22 protein-coding genes and 1 pseudogene are annotated in these 20,609 nt (G+C 32.6%); 6 read left to right on the top strand and 17 right to left on the bottom strand.

Annotation, left to right across the window (positions count from 1 at the left end):
• Positions 1-81: 81 nt before the first annotated feature.
• Positions 82-534, bottom strand: coding sequence for a hypothetical protein (locus ACFWM3_RS14710; RefSeq protein WP_390311842.1), 453 nt, complete (start codon positions 532-534; stop codon positions 82-84).
• Between the two features lie 110 nt (positions 535-644).
• Between ACFWM3_RS14710 and ACFWM3_RS14715 the strand changes: the two genes are divergently transcribed.
• A complete protein-coding gene (locus ACFWM3_RS14715; protein ID WP_390311843.1) occupies positions 645-911 on the top strand; it encodes a hypothetical protein in 267 nt (88 codons plus the stop codon).
• Between the two features lie 163 nt (positions 912-1,074).
• Here ACFWM3_RS14715 and ACFWM3_RS14720 read toward each other — a convergent pair whose 3' ends face one another.
• Complete coding sequence (locus ACFWM3_RS14720) at positions 1,075-2,001, bottom strand: NPCBM/NEW2 domain-containing protein (RefSeq protein ID WP_390311844.1); 927 nt, start codon at positions 1,999-2,001, stop codon at positions 1,075-1,077.
• A gap of 254 nt (positions 2,002-2,255) precedes the next feature.
• On the opposite strand from ACFWM3_RS14720, the gene ACFWM3_RS14725 reads away from it, so the two are divergent.
• Entirely contained in the window at positions 2,256-3,224 is a 969-nt protein-coding gene (locus ACFWM3_RS14725) for an NPCBM/NEW2 domain-containing protein (RefSeq protein WP_390311845.1), read from the top strand.
• A gap of 84 nt (positions 3,225-3,308) precedes the next feature.
• Here ACFWM3_RS14725 and ACFWM3_RS14730 read toward each other — a convergent pair whose 3' ends face one another.
• From ACFWM3_RS14730 to ACFWM3_RS14740, 3 genes are all read right to left on the bottom strand, one after another.
• Entirely contained in the window at positions 3,309-3,791 is a 483-nt protein-coding gene (locus tag ACFWM3_RS14730) for a hypothetical protein (RefSeq protein WP_390311846.1), read from the bottom strand.
• A 137-nt stretch (positions 3,792-3,928) separates the two neighbouring features.
• Positions 3,929-4,561: a peptidoglycan-binding protein gene (locus ACFWM3_RS14735; protein ID WP_390311847.1), complete on the bottom strand. Its 633-nt coding sequence runs from the start codon at positions 4,559-4,561 to the stop codon at positions 3,929-3,931.
• Positions 4,554-4,925 (bottom strand): phage holin family protein, encoded by a 372-nt coding sequence (locus ACFWM3_RS14740; protein ID WP_390311848.1) that lies wholly within the window; start codon positions 4,923-4,925, stop codon positions 4,554-4,556. Before ACFWM3_RS14740 ends, ACFWM3_RS14735 begins: the two co-directional genes overlap by 8 nt.
• Positions 4,926-5,068: 143 nt before the next feature.
• On the opposite strand from ACFWM3_RS14740, the pseudogene ACFWM3_RS14745 reads away from it, so the two are divergent.
• Positions 5,069-6,388 (top strand): annotated as a pseudogene (locus ACFWM3_RS14745) (IS1182 family transposase).
• A 268-nt stretch (positions 6,389-6,656) separates the two neighbouring features.
• On the opposite strand, the gene ACFWM3_RS14750 reads toward ACFWM3_RS14745, so the two are convergent.
• Positions 6,657-7,139: a TIR domain-containing protein gene (locus tag ACFWM3_RS14750; RefSeq protein ID WP_390311850.1), complete on the bottom strand. Its 483-nt coding sequence runs from the start codon at positions 7,137-7,139 to the stop codon at positions 6,657-6,659.
• A gap of 878 nt (positions 7,140-8,017) precedes the next feature.
• On the bottom strand, positions 8,018-8,644 hold the full coding sequence (locus ACFWM3_RS14755) for a 3'-5' exonuclease (RefSeq protein ID WP_082459326.1): 627 nt from the start codon (positions 8,642-8,644) through the stop codon (positions 8,018-8,020).
• Positions 8,645-8,806: 162 nt separating this feature from the next.
• Between ACFWM3_RS14755 and ACFWM3_RS14760 the strand changes: the two genes are divergently transcribed.
• The gene (locus tag ACFWM3_RS14760; protein ID WP_056466225.1) at positions 8,807-9,214 is read left to right on the top strand and encodes a CidA/LrgA family protein; all 408 of its coding nucleotides are present in this window, start codon (positions 8,807-8,809) and stop codon (positions 9,212-9,214) included.
• A complete protein-coding gene (locus ACFWM3_RS14765; RefSeq protein WP_056466230.1) occupies positions 9,201-9,890 on the top strand; it encodes an LrgB family protein in 690 nt (229 codons plus the stop codon). The genes ACFWM3_RS14760 and ACFWM3_RS14765 overlap by 14 nt, the downstream gene beginning before the upstream one ends.
• Positions 9,891-10,019: 129 nt before the next feature.
• Here ACFWM3_RS14765 and ACFWM3_RS14770 read toward each other — a convergent pair whose 3' ends face one another.
• From ACFWM3_RS14770 to ACFWM3_RS14795, 6 genes are all read right to left on the bottom strand, one after another.
• Positions 10,020-10,259 carry a hypothetical protein gene (locus ACFWM3_RS14770; protein WP_056466233.1) on the bottom strand — a complete coding sequence of 80 codons (240 nt, stop codon included), beginning with the start codon at positions 10,257-10,259 and terminating at the stop codon, positions 10,020-10,022.
• Positions 10,260-10,380: 121 nt separating this feature from the next.
• Positions 10,381-11,268 (bottom strand): GNAT family N-acetyltransferase, encoded by an 888-nt coding sequence (locus tag ACFWM3_RS14775; RefSeq protein ID WP_390311851.1) that lies wholly within the window; start codon positions 11,266-11,268, stop codon positions 10,381-10,383.
• Positions 11,269-11,284: 16 nt separating this feature from the next.
• Positions 11,285-12,514: an MFS transporter gene (locus ACFWM3_RS14780; protein WP_390311852.1), complete on the bottom strand. Its 1,230-nt coding sequence runs from the start codon at positions 12,512-12,514 to the stop codon at positions 11,285-11,287.
• 233 nt (positions 12,515-12,747) lie between these two features.
• Complete coding sequence (locus tag ACFWM3_RS14785; protein WP_390311854.1) at positions 12,748-13,365, bottom strand: TetR/AcrR family transcriptional regulator; 618 nt, start codon at positions 13,363-13,365, stop codon at positions 12,748-12,750.
• 957 nt (positions 13,366-14,322) lie between these two features.
• A complete protein-coding gene (locus tag ACFWM3_RS14790; protein WP_390311855.1) occupies positions 14,323-14,727 on the bottom strand; it encodes a VOC family protein in 405 nt (134 codons plus the stop codon).
• Positions 14,728-14,926: 199 nt separating this feature from the next.
• Complete coding sequence (locus tag ACFWM3_RS14795) at positions 14,927-15,874, bottom strand: helix-turn-helix transcriptional regulator (RefSeq protein WP_390311856.1); 948 nt, start codon at positions 15,872-15,874, stop codon at positions 14,927-14,929.
• A gap of 426 nt (positions 15,875-16,300) precedes the next feature.
• Here ACFWM3_RS14795 and ACFWM3_RS14800 point away from each other — a divergent pair, with 426 nt between their 5' ends.
• Positions 16,301-16,687: a hypothetical protein gene (locus tag ACFWM3_RS14800; protein ID WP_390311857.1), complete on the top strand. Its 387-nt coding sequence runs from the start codon at positions 16,301-16,303 to the stop codon at positions 16,685-16,687.
• A 403-nt stretch (positions 16,688-17,090) separates the two neighbouring features.
• Here ACFWM3_RS14800 and ACFWM3_RS14805 read toward each other — a convergent pair whose 3' ends face one another.
• The 4 genes from ACFWM3_RS14805 to ACFWM3_RS14820 all read right to left on the bottom strand — a co-directional run bounded on the left by ACFWM3_RS14805 (position 17,091) and on the right by ACFWM3_RS14820 (position 20,567).
• Positions 17,091-17,402, bottom strand: coding sequence for an MTH1187 family thiamine-binding protein (locus ACFWM3_RS14805; protein ID WP_056466252.1), 312 nt, complete (start codon positions 17,400-17,402; stop codon positions 17,091-17,093).
• Positions 17,403-17,663: 261 nt separating this feature from the next.
• A complete protein-coding gene (locus tag ACFWM3_RS14810) occupies positions 17,664-18,593 on the bottom strand; it encodes a D-2-hydroxyacid dehydrogenase (protein ID WP_390311858.1) in 930 nt (309 codons plus the stop codon).
• A gap of 598 nt (positions 18,594-19,191) precedes the next feature.
• Positions 19,192-19,914: an amino acid ABC transporter ATP-binding protein gene (locus tag ACFWM3_RS14815; protein ID WP_056466257.1), complete on the bottom strand. Its 723-nt coding sequence runs from the start codon at positions 19,912-19,914 to the stop codon at positions 19,192-19,194.
• Positions 19,911-20,567, bottom strand: coding sequence for an amino acid ABC transporter permease (locus ACFWM3_RS14820; protein WP_056466260.1), 657 nt, complete (start codon positions 20,565-20,567; stop codon positions 19,911-19,913). Before ACFWM3_RS14820 ends, ACFWM3_RS14815 begins: the two co-directional genes overlap by 4 nt.
• Positions 20,568-20,609: the final 42 nt, after the last annotated feature.

A 20,609-nucleotide genomic window follows, 5' to 3' on the forward strand; every position in this document is an offset into this window, starting at 1 on the left:
CTATATTATTATTGGAAAAATCTTTCTAACTAATTTGTTTGGATTTTTTTGTGTTAATAAAATAGCGCCAATCTAGACGCCTTATTTCCACGTTACACTTTTAAAACTTGGATACTTTTCGCCTTCAATTAGCGTAAATCCTTCCGAATCAACAACGACAATATTTACAAAATAGCCATCGTAAACTTTTCCGTAATCTCCGCTGCTTTTCGGGTTGCTGCCATCTACATAATTCGAAATTACTCGCAAATACGAATCTGCATATGATTGCGCTAAACTTTTACCGGATTGGCCGGACAACTTCGCATCATCTACTGTTAGTGTCATATTAATTTTATTTCCTTTTACTTCGAAAGTTGCGTCTTTAATATTCTCACGAGTCTTCATATCGCCAACGGTTGATTGAATCGCTGACTGCGGGATTTCTTTATATTTGGCTTCCTTTGTCGTCGACTCTTTTGCCGAGCTACATGCACCTAATATAAGCGCTGTTAGCATCGTTAAAATAGCAACGAAAATAATTCGTTTTCTCATCTTTATCGTTCCTTCCTTGCGCTTTGCTACTCATATAATATTCGTCATTTCACTAACATATCCTTTTTTGTTAGAATTAACAGAGTATATTCGAGGGAAGGAGCATACCTATGTTCCCACTTAAAAACTACTACAAATCATTCATCAAGAAAGAAATTGTTGGAATGAAAAGAGATGCTGCATTAAAGCGTCTAGGAAATTTACTAGCTTGCCCTCTGATCAGTAAGGATACAAAGGAATCAGTTCACATTAGGTATTTCACTTGTACAATGGAAATGAAACCAAATATGGATAGATGGTTAGGAACAATTGCATTGAGGATTGAAAACGGAGTTGTGAAGGAATCTGCTATTAGTGTGCCTGGAGATAAAAAGTAGTTTTTAAGTTTTTTATTAATATACATACTTCGGAGTAGTGTTGAATTTATGCAACTTAATAACAAAAATATGTGAGTAAAATATACAGATTGAGGATTCCAAGGAATAGATACATAATATAACAAAAATCCCTGTATCCTTAATTGGGTACAGGGTAATTTTATTATTTAACAGTTACTTCTCCAATTGCATAATTAGTACTTGAACCACCTAACCACGGTGATTCTTGGGGAATAATTTGTATTGTTAAATTACTTACCCCTGACACATCTAAATCAAGTTCTGTTAATAAGTTGGATTGATCTACATCTTTACTGAAAAGTTCTTTACCGTCACCAAGTACCTTTAACTTAAAGTAATCAGCTGCATCGGTTGAAACCGTAGTGTCAACAAAACCTATTCCAGTTTTAAAATTAGAATATCGCTTCTTTAAATTAAATGCTATTGTATTAGTTTTACCATTATCACTAACATTAAAAACATATCCCTTAGGTATTTTAGTGCCACCATAAACATATAAATTTTTATTCTCGCTATATTTCAGATAGTTAACTTCTCCTGAAACATAGTATGGATCTCCTACAACATCTTTTAAATAATATCCATCTGGCTTACCTTTAATATAAGTTAGGTTCTTAGATTTATCATAAAATGCAGGAAATCCAAATGTTTTAGAAATTAAATTAACTGGAGAGTATTTAACACCTTTAATTTCAACTAATGATGGTACTGAATAGTTACTTTCAAAATATGTAGTACTTAATTGTTCAGATCCATTCATCAACTTACTACTAGATATAAAGTAACTCGTACTCTTCAAAGATGTATTTTCTTTTTTTAGAGCTGCAATTTCTTTATCTTTTTTAGATATTGATGCTTTAAGAGATTTTATGTCTTTATCTTTCTTTGAAACTGATGATTTAAGCGATGCAATTTCCTTATCTTTGCTAGTAATTATTTTTTTTAATCGAGTAATTTCTTGTTGTAATTTTTTCACACTACTTGTTGCATAAGTTGGAGACGTAAAACTTAAAGCAGTGAAAGTTAATGTTAATGCGGCAATAAGTAAACCAATTTTTCTTTTACTCATTCTTTAATTCTCCCTCCTTTAATGATACAGACACAAGTATACAACAATTCAACTATATTTATAACTGATAATTCTAAATATTACATTTATAAAATTTTACATAATTCTACATTTTAGAATGGAAATATTGTTATTAGTTACAAATATTAAAATCATTTGTAACAATTTTAAAATTACCATATTTTACCTATATTATAATTTCCTAATTTTTGGTAATATTTCTATGAATTTGAAATATTGGAGGAATTTTCATAATGGGGAAAACAAGAATGAAAAAAGGAATGTTCATAGGTTCAATCGTACTAGCATTCTCTTTAGCTACAACAACAAGTGCTTTTGCAACAACAGATCCAACAAAGGCTCTAAAAACAAAGATTACACAATTAACAAACCAGGTTAACAGTCTAAAGAAGCAAGTCACTTCTTTGACTAGCAAAAACAAATCTTTACAATCTCAAGTCACTTCTTTGACTAATAATAACAAGTCTTTGCAATCTCAAGTTAATTCTTTAACTAGTAAAAACAATTCATTACAGACTCAAGTTAACACTATTACTGGTCAAAAAAACACATTACAGTCTCAAGTCACTACATTAACAAATGAAAATAAAAAATTAAAAGCTCTAGTGCCAACAGTTAAAGCAGGAAAGATTTTCGATAATGGTGTTGCTACTGGACAATCAAATTTTGTTACAATGGGTGGAAAATCCTATGTAGAAATTGATAGCATAATTCCTACATTAACTGGTTATACAGATATCAATTATAACTATGATAATACAAATTTATATTTGGGCGTTAAACCTGTTAATGGTTCAATTAGCTTGACTAAGCTTACACCTTATAGTTATTCTGGTGATGTTCAATGGAATAATTGGTATGATGATATCTTTAAAATAAACAACAAAGAATACCTTGAAGGTCTAACTGCACGAGTTTATGATGGTTTATTTGGAGAATTTACATACAAAATTGATAATAAGTATTCTAAACTAAGTTTCAAACTAGGTATTGATGACCGTACAGAATTTGCATACAACGCAAAAGTAATTATTTACGGAGATAATAATCCTATTTTTACATCTAGTAATATAAATTATTTAGATGATGCAATTGATTATTCTATAAATGTAAAAGGATATAAATACATAAAAATTAAAATGATTGGAACAGATTATGACAACTCATATCCAGTAATGGCTAATCCAATCTTAACTCCTTAAAATAACATTATTAGTTTAAGGAATCTATATATTTAACAATAATTAAATACCTCTTTACCCAGTTATGGGTACAGGGGTATTTAATTATTCTTGTATCGTTTCTAGGATTCCATCTTGAAAATATAAGTACTTATTCCCATCATATACCCATTGTTCTGTCACTCCGTATGCATTTGTAGTTTTGTTAATGTCATAAGGTTTTCCCCAAGATAATTGAATTACTTTTTCTTTGGTCATTCCGATTTTTGGACTCATAGTGATTTTAGTTATTTTTGCATCATTAAAATATAGCATTGTACCATCATTGTAATACCATATTGCAGAGTATCCATCTGTAAAATTTTTAACTTGATCAGCTAGACCAATACTAGATTTATTTATAGCATCTTGTTTACTCATTTCAATGTATGGAAAAACTTTTTCAGATTCTTTCTTTTGTGTTTCATTTGGTTTAGTTGTTTCAGATTCTTTAGCAGTTGCTACTCCTTTATTATCGTTTACAGTTTGACAACCAGCTAAACCAGTTAACATTGTAATTACTGCAATTGTTACAATTAATTTTTTCATCACGCACTCTTTTTTACCTATTACTATTCAAACAACCTATACAAAAGTCCTTTTAATATTTTTCTACAAAAAACGTAAAAAATGGAGCTTACCACTTAGTCAATTTAGACTGAATGATAAGCTACAATAACGATCAATTAAAATAATTTACTCCAAGTTTGCTGTCCAACAACTCCATCTACATCAAGACCTTTTCGTTCTTGATACTCTTTTACTTCTTTTCTTGTTACTTCGTCATAAACACCCGTTACTGGTACTTTCACAGCACGTTGAATACGTTCCACATCCTTACCCTTGCTACCAACTCTTAATGGTTTATCAGGATAAGGAACAATGTCTTTTTCAATGATTTCGGCTTTAATAACAGTATCAGGCTTAGTAATTTTAGGTGCAACCCAATCTTTCTTTACTTCAAAATGTGGATTGTCAGGTTGTTTCCAAGTGCCACCCCATGTAATACCTAACTTTTTCGCAATCTCTCCTGCTTTTTTAAGAGTAGAAGAATCATATAAATCTTTAGGTTTATTTACAGCAATATCCCATGCTAAACGACCTGTATGATTACTTGAACGAGTCCAAGTAACTTTCTCACCTTCTCTTGTTCTGCCATAAGAGTAAAGGTAATCTTGTCTTTCTTGTGGACGATATGTTTCTGTAATGAAAACATCTAAATTTGCTTTTTTACATTCATCAAGAAATAATTTAAGTGCTTTTTGTGCTGCTGGTAAAAGTTCGTTAATATCTCTACAAGTTTTTGTCACATCAGTCATTTGAAGTCTCTCCTTTATCGAATGATTTCAATTTGTCCTCTACTTGAGCAGGAAGTACTACACCAACTGCTCTTAAATTCTCAACAATACTTCCACCCTCTTTATAGATAAATAAAGCAAGTGTAAAGCCTGTTAAGTAAAAATTAAGACCTAAAAATATATCAAGCCCTAATACAAATACAATTCCTACTAACTCTCCGATCCATCGGATTTTTCCATCTCTCATAGTTCTTGATTTATATTCTGAAACGCCTTTCCAGGTCTCTAATAATCCAGTTATAAAATCTAGAACTTTTACAAGAAAGTAAAATAACAAAGCTCCTTGAATTAGGCTAGGTAATATCGAAATTATATAATTATGCATTGTTTCAACTCCTTTTTTGACATAAAAAAATACACCTATTTATTAGGTGTTTCAGACTGTAGACAAACTCGATGAAAATCGAGTTTGTCTACAGTCTTTTTTGTTTTAAAATAGAATTAATAAAATTTCTTGAGGTGAGATACATGCTTTCAAAACATCATTCAATTCAAAGAGATCAATTAGAAATGATCGCACTTGACCAACTTGTACCAGTCAATCACTTAGTACGAAAAATAGAAGCATCAATTGATTTTTCTTTTATTTATGATTTGGTGAAAGACATGTATTCTCCTGTTGGGCGTCCAAGCATTGATCCAGTAATTTTAATTAAATTAACCTTTATTCAATATACATTTGGCATTCGCTCCATGCGTAAAACGATTGAAGAAGTGGAAACAAACATGGCTTATCGTTGGTTTTTAGGGTATGGCTTTTATGATAAAGTACCTCACTTTTCGACCTTTAGTAAAAACTATGAACGCCGATTCCAAGATTCCGATTTATTTGAACAGATTTTCTATCGTATTTTAAAATTAGCTGCCGAGAAAAAGTTAATTAGTTCAGAGCACGTTTTTATTGATTCTACGCATGTGAAAGCGAGTGCGAATAAGCATAAATTTGAAAAGAAAGTCGTTCGTAAAGAGACTCGGGCTTATTAAGATCAACTCAATCAAGAAATTAATGAAGATCGTGAAGACCATGGAAAAAAGTCGTTTCTCCCGGACAAGTTTGAGAAAGAAGAACAAAAAGAAATCAAAGAGAGTACAACCGATCCAGAGAGTGGTTATTATGTAAAGGATGAACGGACCAAACAGTTTGCCTACTCTTTTCATGCAGCTTCAGACCGTAACGGCTTTGTCTTAGGTAGTATTTTGACTCCGGGGAACGTACATGATAGTCAAATGTTAGAACCATTAGTAAAAGAAGTGATCGAGAAAGTCGAAAAGCCTACTGCGGTTGCGGCAGACGCAGGATACAAAACACCAGCTTTACCATACACACGACCACGAACAAAAGAAGGTTTTTTTCGAAAACACGAGTATGTTTATGATGAGCACTATGATTGTTATATTTGTCCTGCAGGAGAAGTTTTGACTTATTCGACAACTACGAAAGAAGGCTATCGTGAATACAAATCACCTAAAAAGATTTGTGCGACATGCCCTTTTTTAGCGCAATGTACGGAGAGTAAAGACCATCAAAAAGTGGTGACTCGTCATATTTGGCAAGAATACATCGAGGAAGCAGAACACCTTCGACATCACGAAGAAGTAAAACCAATCTATGCGAAGCGAAAAGAAACGATTGAACGTGTTTTCCCAGATGCGAAAGAAAAGCATGGCATGCGATGGACAACTTTAAGGGGACTTAAAAAATTGTCGATGCAGGCGATGCTTACTTTTGCATCCATGAATTTAAAGAAGATGGCCACCTGGACATGGAGTGGCTCAAAAGCAGCATAAAAATGAGGATAATAGTAGTCTATTCTCACTCAAAATACAAAAAAATGACAAAAGGGGTTCGGAATAAGACCATTCCGAACCCCTTTTGTCGACAATCTGACTACTTCTAATAAGAAGTAGGTTTTTGTTTTGGATTCTTTATTTTTATTTTTCCTAAATAAATGCTAGCTCATTTCAAATTTACCCCAAAAAACAAAAAAGAAAGACTTTTCAGTCTTCCATAGTTATATTAACACTCGTCTTCCTTTAATTAATGGTATATGTAGTCTCATCCCAGAAAGTCATAGTACAAATTTATTTTATTGTCTCTTTTAGAAACAGGATAGTGACCACACCAATTATCTATAACATGCTTTATAGCCTTCTCAGAAAATGGAACATGCACAACCGTCTTATCTCTTAGTATTGCTGGACATCGATCGTAGTCAAGTCCATTTTTTTTATTAAGATTAACCGCAGCAATAGGTATTCCCATTTCCTGAGCTAATTCAATTTCCCATCTTACATACTTAAATAAATTTTTAGTCTTTTCTCCGACCAGTACAATTAACAGCTTGGAGTTTTTCATTCTTTCTTTTAAATTTTGTTTTATAGTTATCTCACTAGACCAAGGTCTAATGGTATTGATTTCATGTGAATTATAGAAACCAAAATCAAATCTCGAATTAGCATTCCACATTTGTAAAGTTCTATAGTAATACATATCAGTATCAGCATCAAAGCAAATATAAGTCTTATTCCTATACACCATTGTATTCCCTCGTTTCTTTAGAAGCTTTAGGTATAGATTTACTTAATATAAGTGTTATAAAAATAAAAGTATTTATTGTTTGTGATATTTCCACAAAAGTACCCGATTTTGTTTTAGCTCTTAATAAATCACTATCGATTGCAAAAGATTTAGAAATACTGTATAAAAAGCTATTAATTACTGTCCTTTTTTCGTTAGCCAATAGAGTAAAATGAACTGGTGCCAGATTATAATATAAATAGGTATAACATAGAATCATAAAACCTATTGAAATAAAAAGATTTAGAAACCTTCTTCTTACCCGATGAATTGTAAGATACTCTTCATAAATAGCACCTTGATCCCACATGTGATAATAAAAATAAGTAAAAATGTTAGTAATTATTAAATACCAGGTAACGCTTATTAAGAAAATGGATACCCTATTCTGTGATAGCAAATAAATAACTATTAGATATTTAATCACTATAAACAAGTCTATTACTATATTTCTATTTCTTCTTTTCTTTACCCAGATAATGTTCTCTGATTTGTTTTTAAAATATAACCACGTAAACCAATCAGAAAACAATTTTATCAGTTCTATAATATTAAGATAAAACAATATTTTTATGATAAATTGAATAAATGGGTAAATGAATCCATTATCTGTACTTCGCTCTTTTCTTCTGTTACTATACATGAATGCTCCTTTTTCCTAATATTCTAATACTAATTATCTGATATTTGGTAATATTAGACAATATAAATTTACAATTGCATAAAATTTATAATTAAATAAAATACCTAAAATTCTCGTCCAAAAATCCAAGACCTATCAATGCCTTCTGAATTACACTGGGATATTTAGATAAAAAAGACAGAAAAGGAATTCAATCCTAATCTGTCTTTATTTTTGTTTTTTTATTGCTTTTCTTCGGTTTCACTAATGATGAACGATAATCAAACTGGTGTATTTGCCCATGATAAATTGAAGTTTTCTCATATAACTCTTCAAATGATGAGATCTCATATTCATTCGTTAAATGAAGAAATATTTTCGCACACGCTTCAGCATCCGCTAATGCATGGTGATGATGGTCTAATAAAACACCGAATTGAGTTGATAAAGTATCTAATGAATATCGGGATTGTTTTGGTAATACCTTCTTTGCAAGCTGCAGTGAACATAGTAAATTATTTAAAGCTGAAGGTATACCATATCTTGATAAATTATCTTTTAATGCATATCCATCAAATGGTAGATTATGTGCTACTAATGTTTTCCCTTCAATTTTATCTTTAATCGTTTCATAAAATTCTGGGAAAAGAGGTGCATCTTGTACATCTCTTGGTCTAATTCCGTGAACAGAAATATTCATCGAATAAAATTCTTCTTCAGGATTAATTAAAGAGTAAACTTGGTCAACAATTACTCCCTCTTCAACAAATACAAAACCGGCAGCACAAATGCTATGTCGATTATAATTTGCCGTTTCAAAATCAAACGCTACAAATGATTTCATATTATATAACTTCCTCTATTTAAATGATAAATCTATTATAAGCTTTTTTATAAAAAGATGCATTTTTATAATAACGAAAAAAGTTCACATTTTCGCCATAATTTATTGTACAATAATAAGATTAATAGTCTATTAGTTAGTAAGAATCAAAGGATGTTGAAAATGAATTTTGTAAAATTGATAGTTCAAATAAGCTTTCTTTACTTATTATTTTTTATTGGAAATATAATTCAGCAACAATTTCATCTGATTATTCCGGGAAGTATTATTGGTATGTTGTTATTATTTTGCTTACTATTTATACCAGTCTTTAACGAAAAATGGATTGGAAGTGGTAGTAATTTTTTAAGTAAACACTTAACGCTTTTGTTTATTCCAGCTACTGTAGGAATAATGAATTATTCTTCCATATTAAATTTTCACGGTTTAATTTCTATTATAATTGTATTAATTAGTACAGCAGTTGTATTTACTATTACTGCAAGCATTAGTTCGTATCTTACTTCGAGAGCCCATAAAAAACAAACAAATGATTTATTAATTGGGAGGGATACGAATGAAGGACATTAAAAGTTTGCTATTTATCCTCTTAACCATTTTATGTTATATTCTTGCAAAAAAAATGTACGCTAAATTCACTTACTCGTTAATGATTCCAATCGTTACCTCTACTACAGTTATTATCATCATTCTTGTAAATCTTCATATTACTTATGAATCGTATATGCTTGGAGGAAAATGGATTAATTTACTTTTAGGTCCTGCTGTTGTTTCTTTTGCCTATCCACTATACGAGCATCGGTCAACATTAAAGAAACATTGTCTTTCAATAATAGTTAGTGTATTTGCAGGAACAGTTGTCGGTCTACTTTCAGGTGTATACTTATCACTATGGCTCGGATTAAAAAAGATCATCCTGCTTTCTTTGGCAGCAAAATCAGTTACTACTCCTTTAGCAATGGGGATTACTTCAATTATTGGTGGGATTCCTTCTTTAACTGTAGTCTATGTAATGGTTGCTGGTATTTCAGGATCGATGTTTGGCCCTTTTATTCTATCAAAGCTTAAAATAGATCACCCTGTTGCGATTGGAGCTTCATATGGAATCGCATCGCACGGAGTAGGTACAGCCAAAGCATCAGAATATGGTAAAATTGAACAAGCAATAAGTTCAATTGCAATGACGCTTAGTGCGATATTCGCCTCTATTCTTATTCCATTTTTCATAAAATTAATACTAAAATAAGACTTCCCACAAGGTACTATTTTCCTTGTGGAATATTTTTTGATTTTTACAGAAAAGTATTTTTCAAAACAAAAAAGTGTCTCAAAAGTACGATAACTTATGAGACACCTAATTCAATAGTTTTTTAATTTACCAAGGTCTTCCCCAACCCCATGGACGGCCCCAGCCCCACGGACGATGAAACCCCCATGGTCTTCCCCAGCCCCACGGACGTCCCCAACCCCATGGTCTTCCCCATCCCCATGGGCCAAATGCTGCTGCACCAAATAAAAACGGAAAAAAGAATGGGAAAAACCTTTCATCCTCTTGTTGCGGTACTCCGGAATATGGATAATATGGTTGCTCAATTTGCTGACGATAATCATACATTCTATATCACCTCCATACTATCTAATGTACGGAGATTAGCTCATTTAGGAGCAAGGTCATGTATATAGGCAAAAGTACAAAATTCTCAAGTGATGAGTACTGTCACTCTTTCCTTCTTATCCTAGATCATTTTGTACATTTCATATTGAGAAATTTTTTCTTTCTTAAAATCTAGTTTTTGCAAGAAACCTTCAAGGCTATTGTTATTTGGTATGGATGTTGAGAAAGATTTTAAATTTAGTTCATTAGCCGCAGATTTTAATAAGGTAGTTGCTATTTTTCGATTACGGTAAACTTTATCAGTGATCAGGATGCTTATTCTACCATTTTCATTCACTGCTAAACCACCTACATTTTCATCGTTAACTCTTGCTAGATAATAACTAAAATTAGTTAGTTTTTCTAAATAATCAATGTCATTTTGCCAGTTTATATGAAAATCCCAATTTGTAATTGTTTCTTTGAAAGTATTAAATTCAACTTTATTTACTTCTGTACTAGATTCTAATTGTATTTGTTGTAAACTTGTTAAATCTGATTTAGAAAAATAAGAAAGGTCATAAATCTTTTCATATCCTAGTTTCTTATAAAAATTAATTGCTCGATCGTTTCCAACAATTACTTCAAGGAATAGTTGTTTACATCCGTTTTTCTCTGCTTCTTCTTTATGCAGTTCAAATAATTTTTGGCTAACACCTAATCCCCTATAATCTGGACTAATAGCCAAAGTTCCACATCGCATTGTTTTAATTGTTTCATACATTTTAATACCGCCTAAAATCACACCTACCGCTTCATTTTCATAAATTGCCACGAAAGAATGCTCAGGTTTGTTACCTTCTGGACCAAAAAACAAATTGACAAACTGCTCCTTAGAATAATTGAATTTAACGATATAATCTGAAAAACCGATTGAAAATGCTTGATAAGCTAATTCAACGTCTACTTCGCTACATCTGAAATAATTTATTTTTTCAACTTCTATACTTTTTTTCAATTTTGATTCCATAAATTCACGTCCTTTTTTATTTAGAAATGGTGAGTTCATTTTCATTTTGTTGATTTTGATCATAGTTAAAAGTAATTTTTTTGTTAAATAGTAAGTAGCTTGTTACACATAAAATCATAATGATTAGACTTCCATGAAACAACCAAACAAGATGTGGCATTGATAAAAATGATAATAATGGTGATGCAGCTACAAAACCAATCGTAAAACCAACCCTATTTAACAAATTTGCGACTCCGAAGATTCTACCTCTTATGGAATTATCGGTTTTTTGAATCATTGTTGAAAAATAAGTACCTGCAGCATTATCAAAAAAGCCTGTAAAAAATGCAAAGAAGAATACTACCCATAAAATATGATTCGATAAAAATAAAATGAAGCCGATTGATGTTAAAACTGAAGTTCCGTAATACATAAATAGATAATGTTGTTTTAACCAAGAGAACTTCGGAATTAACCAAGTTGAAAGGATTCCGCCAATACCCCAAGTTCCCCAAATGAGCCCTTGATAAAATGTTGCATGTTCCGAGCTAATTTTTTCTGCTAATATTGGTACTCCGACATTATGAGAGCTTGCTGAGAATGTTTGAAATAGAAATACAATGAATACGAATACTAATAGAGGTTTGATAAGCACATACGTTTTTACTTCTTTTAAATCATAAAATAATTGTTTCCATTGATTGTTAACACCTTTTTTAACCGTATTTTCCCATTTATAAAAGATTAGGACATATGCAGATAAGAAATAGGAAAGAGCATCTATTCCAATGATTACTCGAAAATCTACAATGGTTGATAAAAATGCTGAACCTAAAAATCCAATAACCATACTAATTGCAGCAAGTCGCGAAATAAAAGCATTTATTTTTAAAATATTTTCTTCCCCAAATATTTGGGGTAAATCAGCACTAAAACTAACTGAAAAAAAGCTTCCTAATGCGCCAATGATAAATGCTACAATCGCAAACATTAAAGGTGAAGGGAAAATACATAAAAGTAGTATACTCAATCCTCTAGTAATATCGCTGAATATCATTAGCTTTCTTCGATTATATCGATCTGCAATTACACCAGAAAATAAACTTGTTAAAATCCCTCCACAAACGCGAAGGGCTAAAACCGCTGCCAGCCATGATGTACTTTTCGTCATCGAGTAGATGACCGCATTCATAACAACCAATTCCATCATACTACCTATATCCGAGAACGCCTTTGTATATAAAAAATAGACTTTCTTTCCCATTAAAATCCCTTCATTCCACCAAAATTAAAAACTACACCCCTATTAATACATAGACAAACAAATAATTCTAATTTGGACTGAATTCATCGTAATTCCTCCTTTCCAATTAAAACTGACTATTAAGTTTATTTTATTCTATGATTAGTGTATGTTGTTTGCTTTATTTTTAACATAAAAAATTTTCTGAATTAAAATTTTAGGTAGAAAAGTATTTACCCTCTCTACCCAAAATTTTAATTTTCAATGACTATATAAGACATAATCATTTCTTCGGCGACTTTAAATTGTGCTTTGTAAATTTCATCTTCTTCTACAACTGAATAATGTAAGCAAATTCCATCGATATTAGCCCAAAACAAACTAGAAATAATATCAGGATCGATTGTTTTCTTAAATTCACCAGATTCGATTCCTTGTTTAATAATTTCACTTAAAAATAAACGATATTGATTTTTATACCTTTCGATCATTATGGCTTGTAGATTTTCATGCCTTGCTGAATTAATCCAAAACTCCATATGCACTCTAATCATATTTCGCCATAATTCTGTTAAAGAAATTTCACTATACATTTGAAATAACTCTTTTAACTTATCTTTTGATGAACTAAAGTTTTGAAAACGTTGATTAATTTTTTCAAATGTTTGAACTGTTCTTTCTTGCATTAAAGTTAAATAAAGTTCTTCCTTACTTTTAAAATAATTATAAATTAGCCCTTTACTCGTTTTGGAATATGCAACAATATCATCCATTGTTGTCGTATGATATCCTTTTTCTCCAAAACATTTTAAAGCACTTTCAAGAAGACTCTCCCTTTTGCGTTCTTTGTAATCATCTGAGACTTTTGGCATTGAACACATTCCTTTACTCATTAAATATATTTAAACTGACTGATTAGTTTAGTTTATCAACTAAATTATGGAATTTCAATAAAATATTCATAATAATCACACGATTTTTTTAAAATTCATAGGCTCTATTAAAGTAGAGTGTTGATTTTCTTATTCTACAAAATGGCAGTTTAGTTGAATAAGGATGAACCGAAATTCTTTGAACAAAAAGGTTAAATTCCCCCAAATTATCTAAGTCGAATGAAGTGTATAATTAACTAAGGAATTATAAAAATGGAGGAATTGTAGTGCGTTGGGTAATAAATATTTTATTTGTTTTATTACTGTGTGGTTATTTTATATTAGATAAGAAAGGTGTCCGACAAAATAAAAAGTTAACCAGAGTCATTTGGATATTAATAGCACTTATTTCAATCGCCCTATTGGTGATTAATAATCTAGATTACTAAAACAAATTATATTGAACTTTCAGGTACACCAAAGGCAAATCCTTCATCTACTTCCGAAGGCTCCAAATATTTAACCCAACCTTCATATAGGTTTGAAATAAAGTTTGACAAAAATCCCTTTCAAATCCTCATATTAGTCAAAATAAGAGAATCCATTTCGAAAAATGATTGATCAAAATGGATTCTTCTCTAACAAATTTCAATTTCGTTTTTATAAAAAAGTTTGATCATTTTTTTCCAATGTTGTTCAACAATCGGTTTTGGTTGAAGACTCGATTTCAATATAATTTTATTATTATTCGAGCGATACGGCAACGATTTCTGTTTTATGGGGCCATTTTAAACCAGCCGATAATACTTCAAAAGCTTCTTAATGAATCATTGCCATACCAGGAAAAACGATGTTATCACCGGAGAAATGTTATCGGCACATTCGGCTACAATAGTCATTTACTTTACGAATCGTTGCCACTCCCCAAATTGAGGCCACACTCACTTCAACAGTCCGTCAACCCCTACCGCTAAACCGTTTGATCGCTTCCTCGGTCACCGGCTGGAAGAGGTTAACTAGGTTGCCATCGGGATCACGGAACAGCATAGCACGGTTCCCCCACGGCATCGTGGTCGGTTCTTTTACCCACTCGTCGACAAACGGCTTCAAGCGCTCGTATTTTGCATCGACATCGAGGACGCGGAACTCGATGATGACAGTGTGATTATCGGCTGCCACTGCGGAACCAGTGCCGAACAGTGGCACCGTCTGGGTGTGGCCGATCGCCAGGGTACACGAAGGCACAACGAGTTCGGCAAAAACAGGTGCGGGGCGTTCCGCCGAAACCTCCAAGACTTTCTCATAGAACTCGACGAGGCGATCCACGTCGTCGGTAATGATGCGTACAGAAGCAAAATTCATAAGATATCATCCTTCCTAAAATAAATCTGATTTAATCAGTAACTGAACCATTTGGTCCAACGGTCATCCTCCACGCCTGATTGCTGCTCGATTGATCCATAGTGTCCTCCAACCGATGCAAGACAACCTTCGCATTAATCTCTCACTCCTTTACGTTTGCTTACTCTGATTATAAGAAAACGCTACTGACAACAGTATGTCAGTAGCGTTTTAACATTTTTTCGGCTTCCTCACGAATCCGATTTCGGAATGATTCAGGCTCCAATACAATCACACCCGCTCCCCAGCCAAGCACCCATTGAAGCAATTCTTCCAGTTGACGAACACGTAAGACCACGTACAATCCATCTTGATGTTCTTCCATATCCTCTATGTAATGATAGTTCGATTCCTTCACCCTATCTGAGATGTCAGGGTTAAATTGAAGGCGAACTTGTAAGTGTCGATCATCCGGAGGGGTATAATCCCTTAAGTTAAAATATGCCGGCAGTTCAAATCGTTCTTCCAGATCAATAAGTTTCGTCATTCGGGACAAGCGAAAATGGCGAATGTCTTGACGCAGATCACAGCGGGCCACGAGCATCCACGATCCTTGAATGAGCACCAATCCATAGGGAGCAACGGTGCGAACACTATGGCGATTCCCCTCAAAATCTGCCAGTCTTTTTGCATAATGAAAGCCGATTTTTCGCTCGTTTAATATCGCTCGACGGATCTTTTCTAGATATTTCTTTTCTTTTGACGGCTTGACCTGTTTATCAGAAATGAGCAAACGCATAGACTTGCGTGTACGAGATGCTTCGTTGCGAACGCTCTCCGATAGAATGGCCTCGATTTTACCGCGAGCGGCTTGAGCCCTGACACGATAATCATCATCAAATTGTTGTTCGATAAAGTCTGTTCCAATCAACAAGCTCACGGCTTCTTGTACATTGAAACTGATCGGCGGCAGGAAATAGCCTTCCATCAAGGAATATCCTGACCCTGGGGCTCCTATGATCGGCACGCCCGCTTCACTCAGCGCCTGTATGTCGCGATAGATGGTCCGTACGCTAGTTTCAAATAGGGTCGCCAAATCTTCGGCCCGTACTATTTCTTTACGTTCCAGCTCCAGCACGATGGCTAACAAACGGTCTGTTTTGTTCATTGGTTGCCCCCTTGAAAGTTTATTGCAAAAGTAATAGTATCACATCTTAATGGAGAAGATGATTTAACGAATTTGGATAAAAGAGGTATTTAAATGTCTGTCTCAAATTTATCTTATCCAAGGTCCTCAACCTTTTTTTGTTGTTAATTACAACAACGATTGTATCATTATTTATAAAACTCGAATACCAACAATAGTAGGATTTACTAATGCAACTATCCTCCAAATACATAAATAAAAAAGCAGCCAATGGCTGCTTTTAATCTTCAACTATTGCATGCGTTAGTTCAATAACGATCGGCTGCTTCGGCGGTCGTTTTTTTTATTCAACAAAATGGAAGTATAGTTCAATAAGAAAAGGAATATATGAGTGGAAAATTGAATTAATATAGTAGTGTTTGAGAGGTAAATTAGGAGGAACATTTTGTGAGAAGATTATTCTTGTCCATTTGTTTATTAGTTATTGTAGTAGTTTTAACATCCTGTCAAAAAAAAGAAGACGGAATGACTTTTGAGTCTATATATACAGATAAAGAAATAACTAAAATCGTATACGGAAAAAATGGGAACTTTAAAGAATTAACTGACCTTGTGAATATTAATATGTGGGTGAATAATGTCAGGAAGATTAAGTTTATTCGTGACGAAAATCAAGAAGACCGCGCTGTCCTTTTACTATTTGACGACGGATACTCAGTAAAGGCTTATCATAAAGATAAAGAAATTGGAGACTTTAAACTACTAAAGTTAAAGGGCGAATACTACAAGAGTAATACTCAATTTAATGAACAAGTAAAAACTTTATGCAAATAGAATTTTGAACTTCCTTATGTAACTAAACGCTAGCGTTAGTTCTATAACAGAATTAGAAGAATAAAGAGTAATTAGAGTATTTACAAGTTGGATTTTTGGAGGTTGCTATGAAAATTAAAAAGAATCCAGTTGAAAACCTCAATGATGCAGTTAACAATTCAATGTCTGGTGACTTAAATGGAATATCAAAAATAGGATGCTTTCCTATGATTATATTAGTGGTTATTCTATTCTTTATATACCTTTTGATAAGATTAACAGGTAATTATTAACCATTTATTCTTTATTGAACTAACGCAGCGTTAGTTCAATAAGAAACTCTAAAGGCTGCCTAAACAGACAGCCTATTCATAAAAAAAGTGACTAAAAAGTCGTTAAACTCTAGTCACTTTATAAAGGATAATTAGTTTTGTTCAAGTTTTGCTTGAACAGAAGCTAACTTACCTTCCATTGTGCTTTTCTTGTCTCGACGATCATCAATTCGAATAGTCGTTGCAACTCTTGAAATGCCATTTTCAAATGGTACCTCATGCATTTCTTGTACAACTTTTAATAATAACGGTAATTCGCCTTCAATAATTGTATTCATAGGTGTAAGCTGGAATTTTACTTCGCCATTATACTTTTCTAAAACTTTATGTATATTTGCTACATACGCACTCACACTAGGTGTATCTGTGCCAATTGGTACGATTGAAACGTCAATAATTGCCATTTTTGTATTCTCCTTTTATATCAATTTGTTACATGTATATCCTAACATGTTTATGATAATAAAGAAAACTCGACGATTGGCGAGCTTTAAGGCGAAGACAGAGGCGTAGTTGCACTTATACTTAATTCCTAAAATTTGCAGGCAACGTCGAGTCCCCTTCATAGCTGCAAATTGATAATTTCTTAATGTGAAATGAAAAATTTAACGATCATTTATCTGCTGGCAAACATTAAACAAAAAATAGCTTTATACATCAAAAAATTAATATCCCTTTTCAATCTTCACTATATTTCTTAGTTTTTCGTTATTTTCTATTGTTGAAAGTGTATTGACAAAACACTTAACACCATCATTTGGTAAAGTAACTGCCGAAATATGTGGTGTTATTTTTACATTAGGCATTTGCCATAATTCAGAATCGGCTGGAAGTGGTTCAACAGCAAAAACATCTAAAATAGCTTTTCTAATATACCCATTTTTCAAAGCTTCTTTTAAAGAGTCCTCACATACAGTTGCTCCTCTCCCAACATTTATAAAACCTACATTATTTAAATGTTTAAATGTATTCATATCTATTATATTTATCGTTTCATTCGTAGATGGAAGAACACTAATAATCCAATCTGCATGATCTAAAATTGTAGATGCTTCTTCGAACGGAACTACTTTTTCAAAATTTGGTTTTTGACTACCACTCATAGAAACTCCATATACTTTCATTCCTAAGCTTGATAAAACCTTTCCGATATAGCCTCCAATTTCACCTGTACCATAAATGACTACTTTTTGGTCTTCTAAAGATTTTGGGATATGAAACTCCCACTTATTTTCATTCTGTAAATTTGAAAATTGTTCATGTAATTGTGAATCCTGGAGAATGTAACTTAAACAATATTGACTCATTTTCGAACCAAAAACATCGATTGTTCGCGTTAAAAGTACGTCATTCTTCCATTTAATTTTCATAAAACTATCTACGCCCGCTGCTAATGAATGAACCCACTTTATGTTTCCAAATTCAAAATTTGGTGTTGGACGAAAACCAACATATGTATCAGCCCACTCATAATCCTCTTTTGTTACTTCATCTTCAGGTAAAAAACGAAACTCTTTTGATAGATTATATGATTCAATAATATCCTTAAGCTTATGTTGAATTCGGCTAGTTACTAATACTCTTTGAATTTCCATGTCCTACACTCCTTTTTTTGTCTTAAATAAATTTTAGCATAATATTTCGAAAAGAATAAAAAGAAAACACTTCGCTTATAAAATAGGAGTCACGACCCTTTCGTTCCATTCGATCGGGGGTATCTCTACAGTGCATAGCTTTTTTAGATGACCTATTGAATCTTTTCAATTGGTCATTAGCTGATTTAAATCAACTTTTTAAGGGATATTGAAAGAATAAGAGCATATTTGCTAGTTTTCCATTTAAAATGTCTACTATTGTATAGTTTTTTATGTCATAATACCCTAACTGGTAAGGGTAATTTTTAATCTTATTTGCAATCCTTAAGGATTTAATTGCCGTTTTGCTGATTTTAATTGCTGTTTTGTCATTTTTATTTACGATTCTCAAAATTTATTTGCAGTTAGTCCTTATTTTGCAACTTTTTATCTTTTATTTGCACTGATGTACTCCTTATTTGCGATTCACATAGAATTATTTGCAGTTCAGTCTTAATTTCACTAGATTCATTTTTGTTTAATTTTCAAATCTTATTTGTCACAAAAAAAAGAGGTTCCCTAAAAAAATTTGGGCACCCTCATCTGTTTAATATCTTCCTTATAATACTTTACTTAAGAAGCTTTTCGTGCGCTCGTGTTTTGGGAAATCAAATATTTGCACTGGACTGTTTTCTTCTACTATGAAGCCTTGATCCATAAAAATTACGCGATCACCAACTTCACGAGCAAAGCCCATTTCATGTGTTACAATGACCATTGTCATTCCTTCTTTAGCTAGTTGCTTCATAACTTCTAAAACTTCTCCGACCATTTCAGGATCTAGAGCGGAAGTAGGTTCGTCGAATAACATAATTTTTGGTTCCATTGCAAGTGCTCTTGCGATCGCAACACGTTGTTTTTGTCCACCAGATAGCGAGTCAGGATATACATTAGCTTTATCTGAAAGCCCGACTTTTTTTAATAGTTCAAGTGCTTTCGTTTTAGCAAAGTCATTCGGTCGATTTCTTACTTTTTTAGGTGCTAGAGTAATATTTTCTAAAACTGTTAAATGTGGAAATAGATTAAAATGTTGGAATACCATACCTACTTCAGTACGAATTTTATTTATATTTGTTTTTTTATCTGTAAGATCGACGTTTTCGATATAAACTTTTCCAGCTGTAATTGTTTCTAACATATTTAAACATCGAAGTAAGGTTGATTTACCTGAACCAGAAGGACCGATCACAACGCATACTTCACGTGGTTGAATTGTAATGTTGATATCTTTTAATACTTCTAGTGAACCAAATGATTTTTTTAGTTTTTCTACTTTAATCATCCCGTAGTCAACCTTCTTTCAATGCGATTTAAAACAAAGCTTAATGTTAAAGTTAGGACTAGATAGATTACCGCTGCAGAAATATACGGCTCCCACACTTTATAATATTGCCCTTGCATTGCTCTACTCCAATACATAAGTTCAGGTGCAGCAATAATAGCTGCAATTGAAGATTCCTTTATTAAGACAATAAATTCATTTCCAAGTGGAGGGATCATACGTTTAATAGCTTGAGGTAAAATAACATGTTTCATAGCTTGTACATGCGTCATTCCTAAGGAGCGAGAAGCCTCCATTTGCCCCTTATCAATTGATTGAATTCCAGCACGAAAGATTTCAGCAATATATGCTGCTGCATTTAATGATAGTGCAATGATTGCTGCTGCGATCGCATTTGTTTCTCCTATAAAATACGGAACTACCCCAAAGTGAATTAATAAAATTTGTACAAATAACGGTGTTCCTCTAAAGAAATTGATGTACCAAACAAAAGGTAGAGCTAACCATTTATTTGATTGCATTTTACCTAATCCAATAAATAATCCGATTATTGTCCCTAAGAAAATTCCTGCTAAAGATAAGCCAATTGTTAATCCAGTTCCTTTAAGGAAAAACGGTATGTATTCTTTTATAATTCCAAAATCAAATCCCATTTCTTTTCCCCCATTTAGATAAAATTGCGTAACACAAGTGCC

It is taken from the genome of Gottfriedia sp. NPDC058432 (assembly GCF_042721555.1).
In the GTDB taxonomy this organism is placed as follows: domain Bacteria; phylum Bacillota; class Bacilli; order Bacillales; family Bacillaceae_G; genus Gottfriedia.

What these genes read in the sequence shown, in the direction of transcription:
- ACFWM3_RS14775 (WP_390311851.1), bottom strand. Translation starts at nt 11,268, where the DNA reads ATGGAATCAAAATTGAAAAAAAGTATAGAAGTTGAAAAAATAAATTAT.
- ACFWM3_RS14770 (WP_056466233.1), bottom strand. Translation starts at nt 10,259, where the DNA reads ATGTATGATTATCGTCAGCAAATTGAGCAACCATATTATCCATATTCC.
- ACFWM3_RS14820 (WP_056466260.1), bottom strand. Translation starts at nt 20,567, where the DNA reads ATGGGATTTGATTTTGGAATTATAAAAGAATACATACCGTTTTTCCTT.
- ACFWM3_RS14735 (WP_390311847.1), bottom strand. Translation starts at nt 4,561, where the DNA reads ATGACTGATGTGACAAAAACTTGTAGAGATATTAACGAACTTTTACCA.
- ACFWM3_RS14715 (WP_390311843.1), top strand. Translation starts at nt 645, where the DNA reads ATGTTCCCACTTAAAAACTACTACAAATCATTCATCAAGAAAGAAATT.
- ACFWM3_RS14725 (WP_390311845.1), top strand. Translation starts at nt 2,256, where the DNA reads ATGGGGAAAACAAGAATGAAAAAAGGAATGTTCATAGGTTCAATCGTA.
- ACFWM3_RS14810 (WP_390311858.1), bottom strand. Translation starts at nt 18,593, where the DNA reads ATGGAAATTCAAAGAGTATTAGTAACTAGCCGAATTCAACATAAGCTT.
- ACFWM3_RS14815 (WP_056466257.1), bottom strand. Translation starts at nt 19,914, where the DNA reads ATGATTAAAGTAGAAAAACTAAAAAAATCATTTGGTTCACTAGAAGTA.
- ACFWM3_RS14795 (WP_390311856.1), bottom strand. Translation starts at nt 15,874, where the DNA reads ATGAACAAAACAGACCGTTTGTTAGCCATCGTGCTGGAGCTGGAACGT.
- ACFWM3_RS14790 (WP_390311855.1), bottom strand. Translation starts at nt 14,727, where the DNA reads ATGAATTTTGCTTCTGTACGCATCATTACCGACGACGTGGATCGCCTC.
- ACFWM3_RS14780 (WP_390311852.1), bottom strand. Translation starts at nt 12,514, where the DNA reads ATGGGAAAGAAAGTCTATTTTTTATATACAAAGGCGTTCTCGGATATA.
- ACFWM3_RS14710 (WP_390311842.1), bottom strand. Translation starts at nt 534, where the DNA reads ATGAGAAAACGAATTATTTTCGTTGCTATTTTAACGATGCTAACAGCG.
- ACFWM3_RS14740 (WP_390311848.1), bottom strand. Translation starts at nt 4,925, where the DNA reads ATGCATAATTATATAATTTCGATATTACCTAGCCTAATTCAAGGAGCT.
- ACFWM3_RS14760 (WP_056466225.1), top strand. Translation starts at nt 8,807, where the DNA reads ATGAATTTTGTAAAATTGATAGTTCAAATAAGCTTTCTTTACTTATTA.
- ACFWM3_RS14730 (WP_390311846.1), bottom strand. Translation starts at nt 3,791, where the DNA reads ATGAAAAAATTAATTGTAACAATTGCAGTAATTACAATGTTAACTGGT.
- ACFWM3_RS14805 (WP_056466252.1), bottom strand. Translation starts at nt 17,402, where the DNA reads ATGGCAATTATTGACGTTTCAATCGTACCAATTGGCACAGATACACCT.
- ACFWM3_RS14750 (WP_390311850.1), bottom strand. Translation starts at nt 7,139, where the DNA reads ATGGTGTATAGGAATAAGACTTATATTTGCTTTGATGCTGATACTGAT.
- ACFWM3_RS14720 (WP_390311844.1), bottom strand. Translation starts at nt 2,001, where the DNA reads ATGAGTAAAAGAAAAATTGGTTTACTTATTGCCGCATTAACATTAACT.
- ACFWM3_RS14785 (WP_390311854.1), bottom strand. Translation starts at nt 13,365, where the DNA reads ATGCCAAAAGTCTCAGATGATTACAAAGAACGCAAAAGGGAGAGTCTT.
- ACFWM3_RS14765 (WP_056466230.1), top strand. Translation starts at nt 9,201, where the DNA reads ATGAAGGACATTAAAAGTTTGCTATTTATCCTCTTAACCATTTTATGT.
- ACFWM3_RS14755 (WP_082459326.1), bottom strand. Translation starts at nt 8,644, where the DNA reads ATGAAATCATTTGTAGCGTTTGATTTTGAAACGGCAAATTATAATCGA.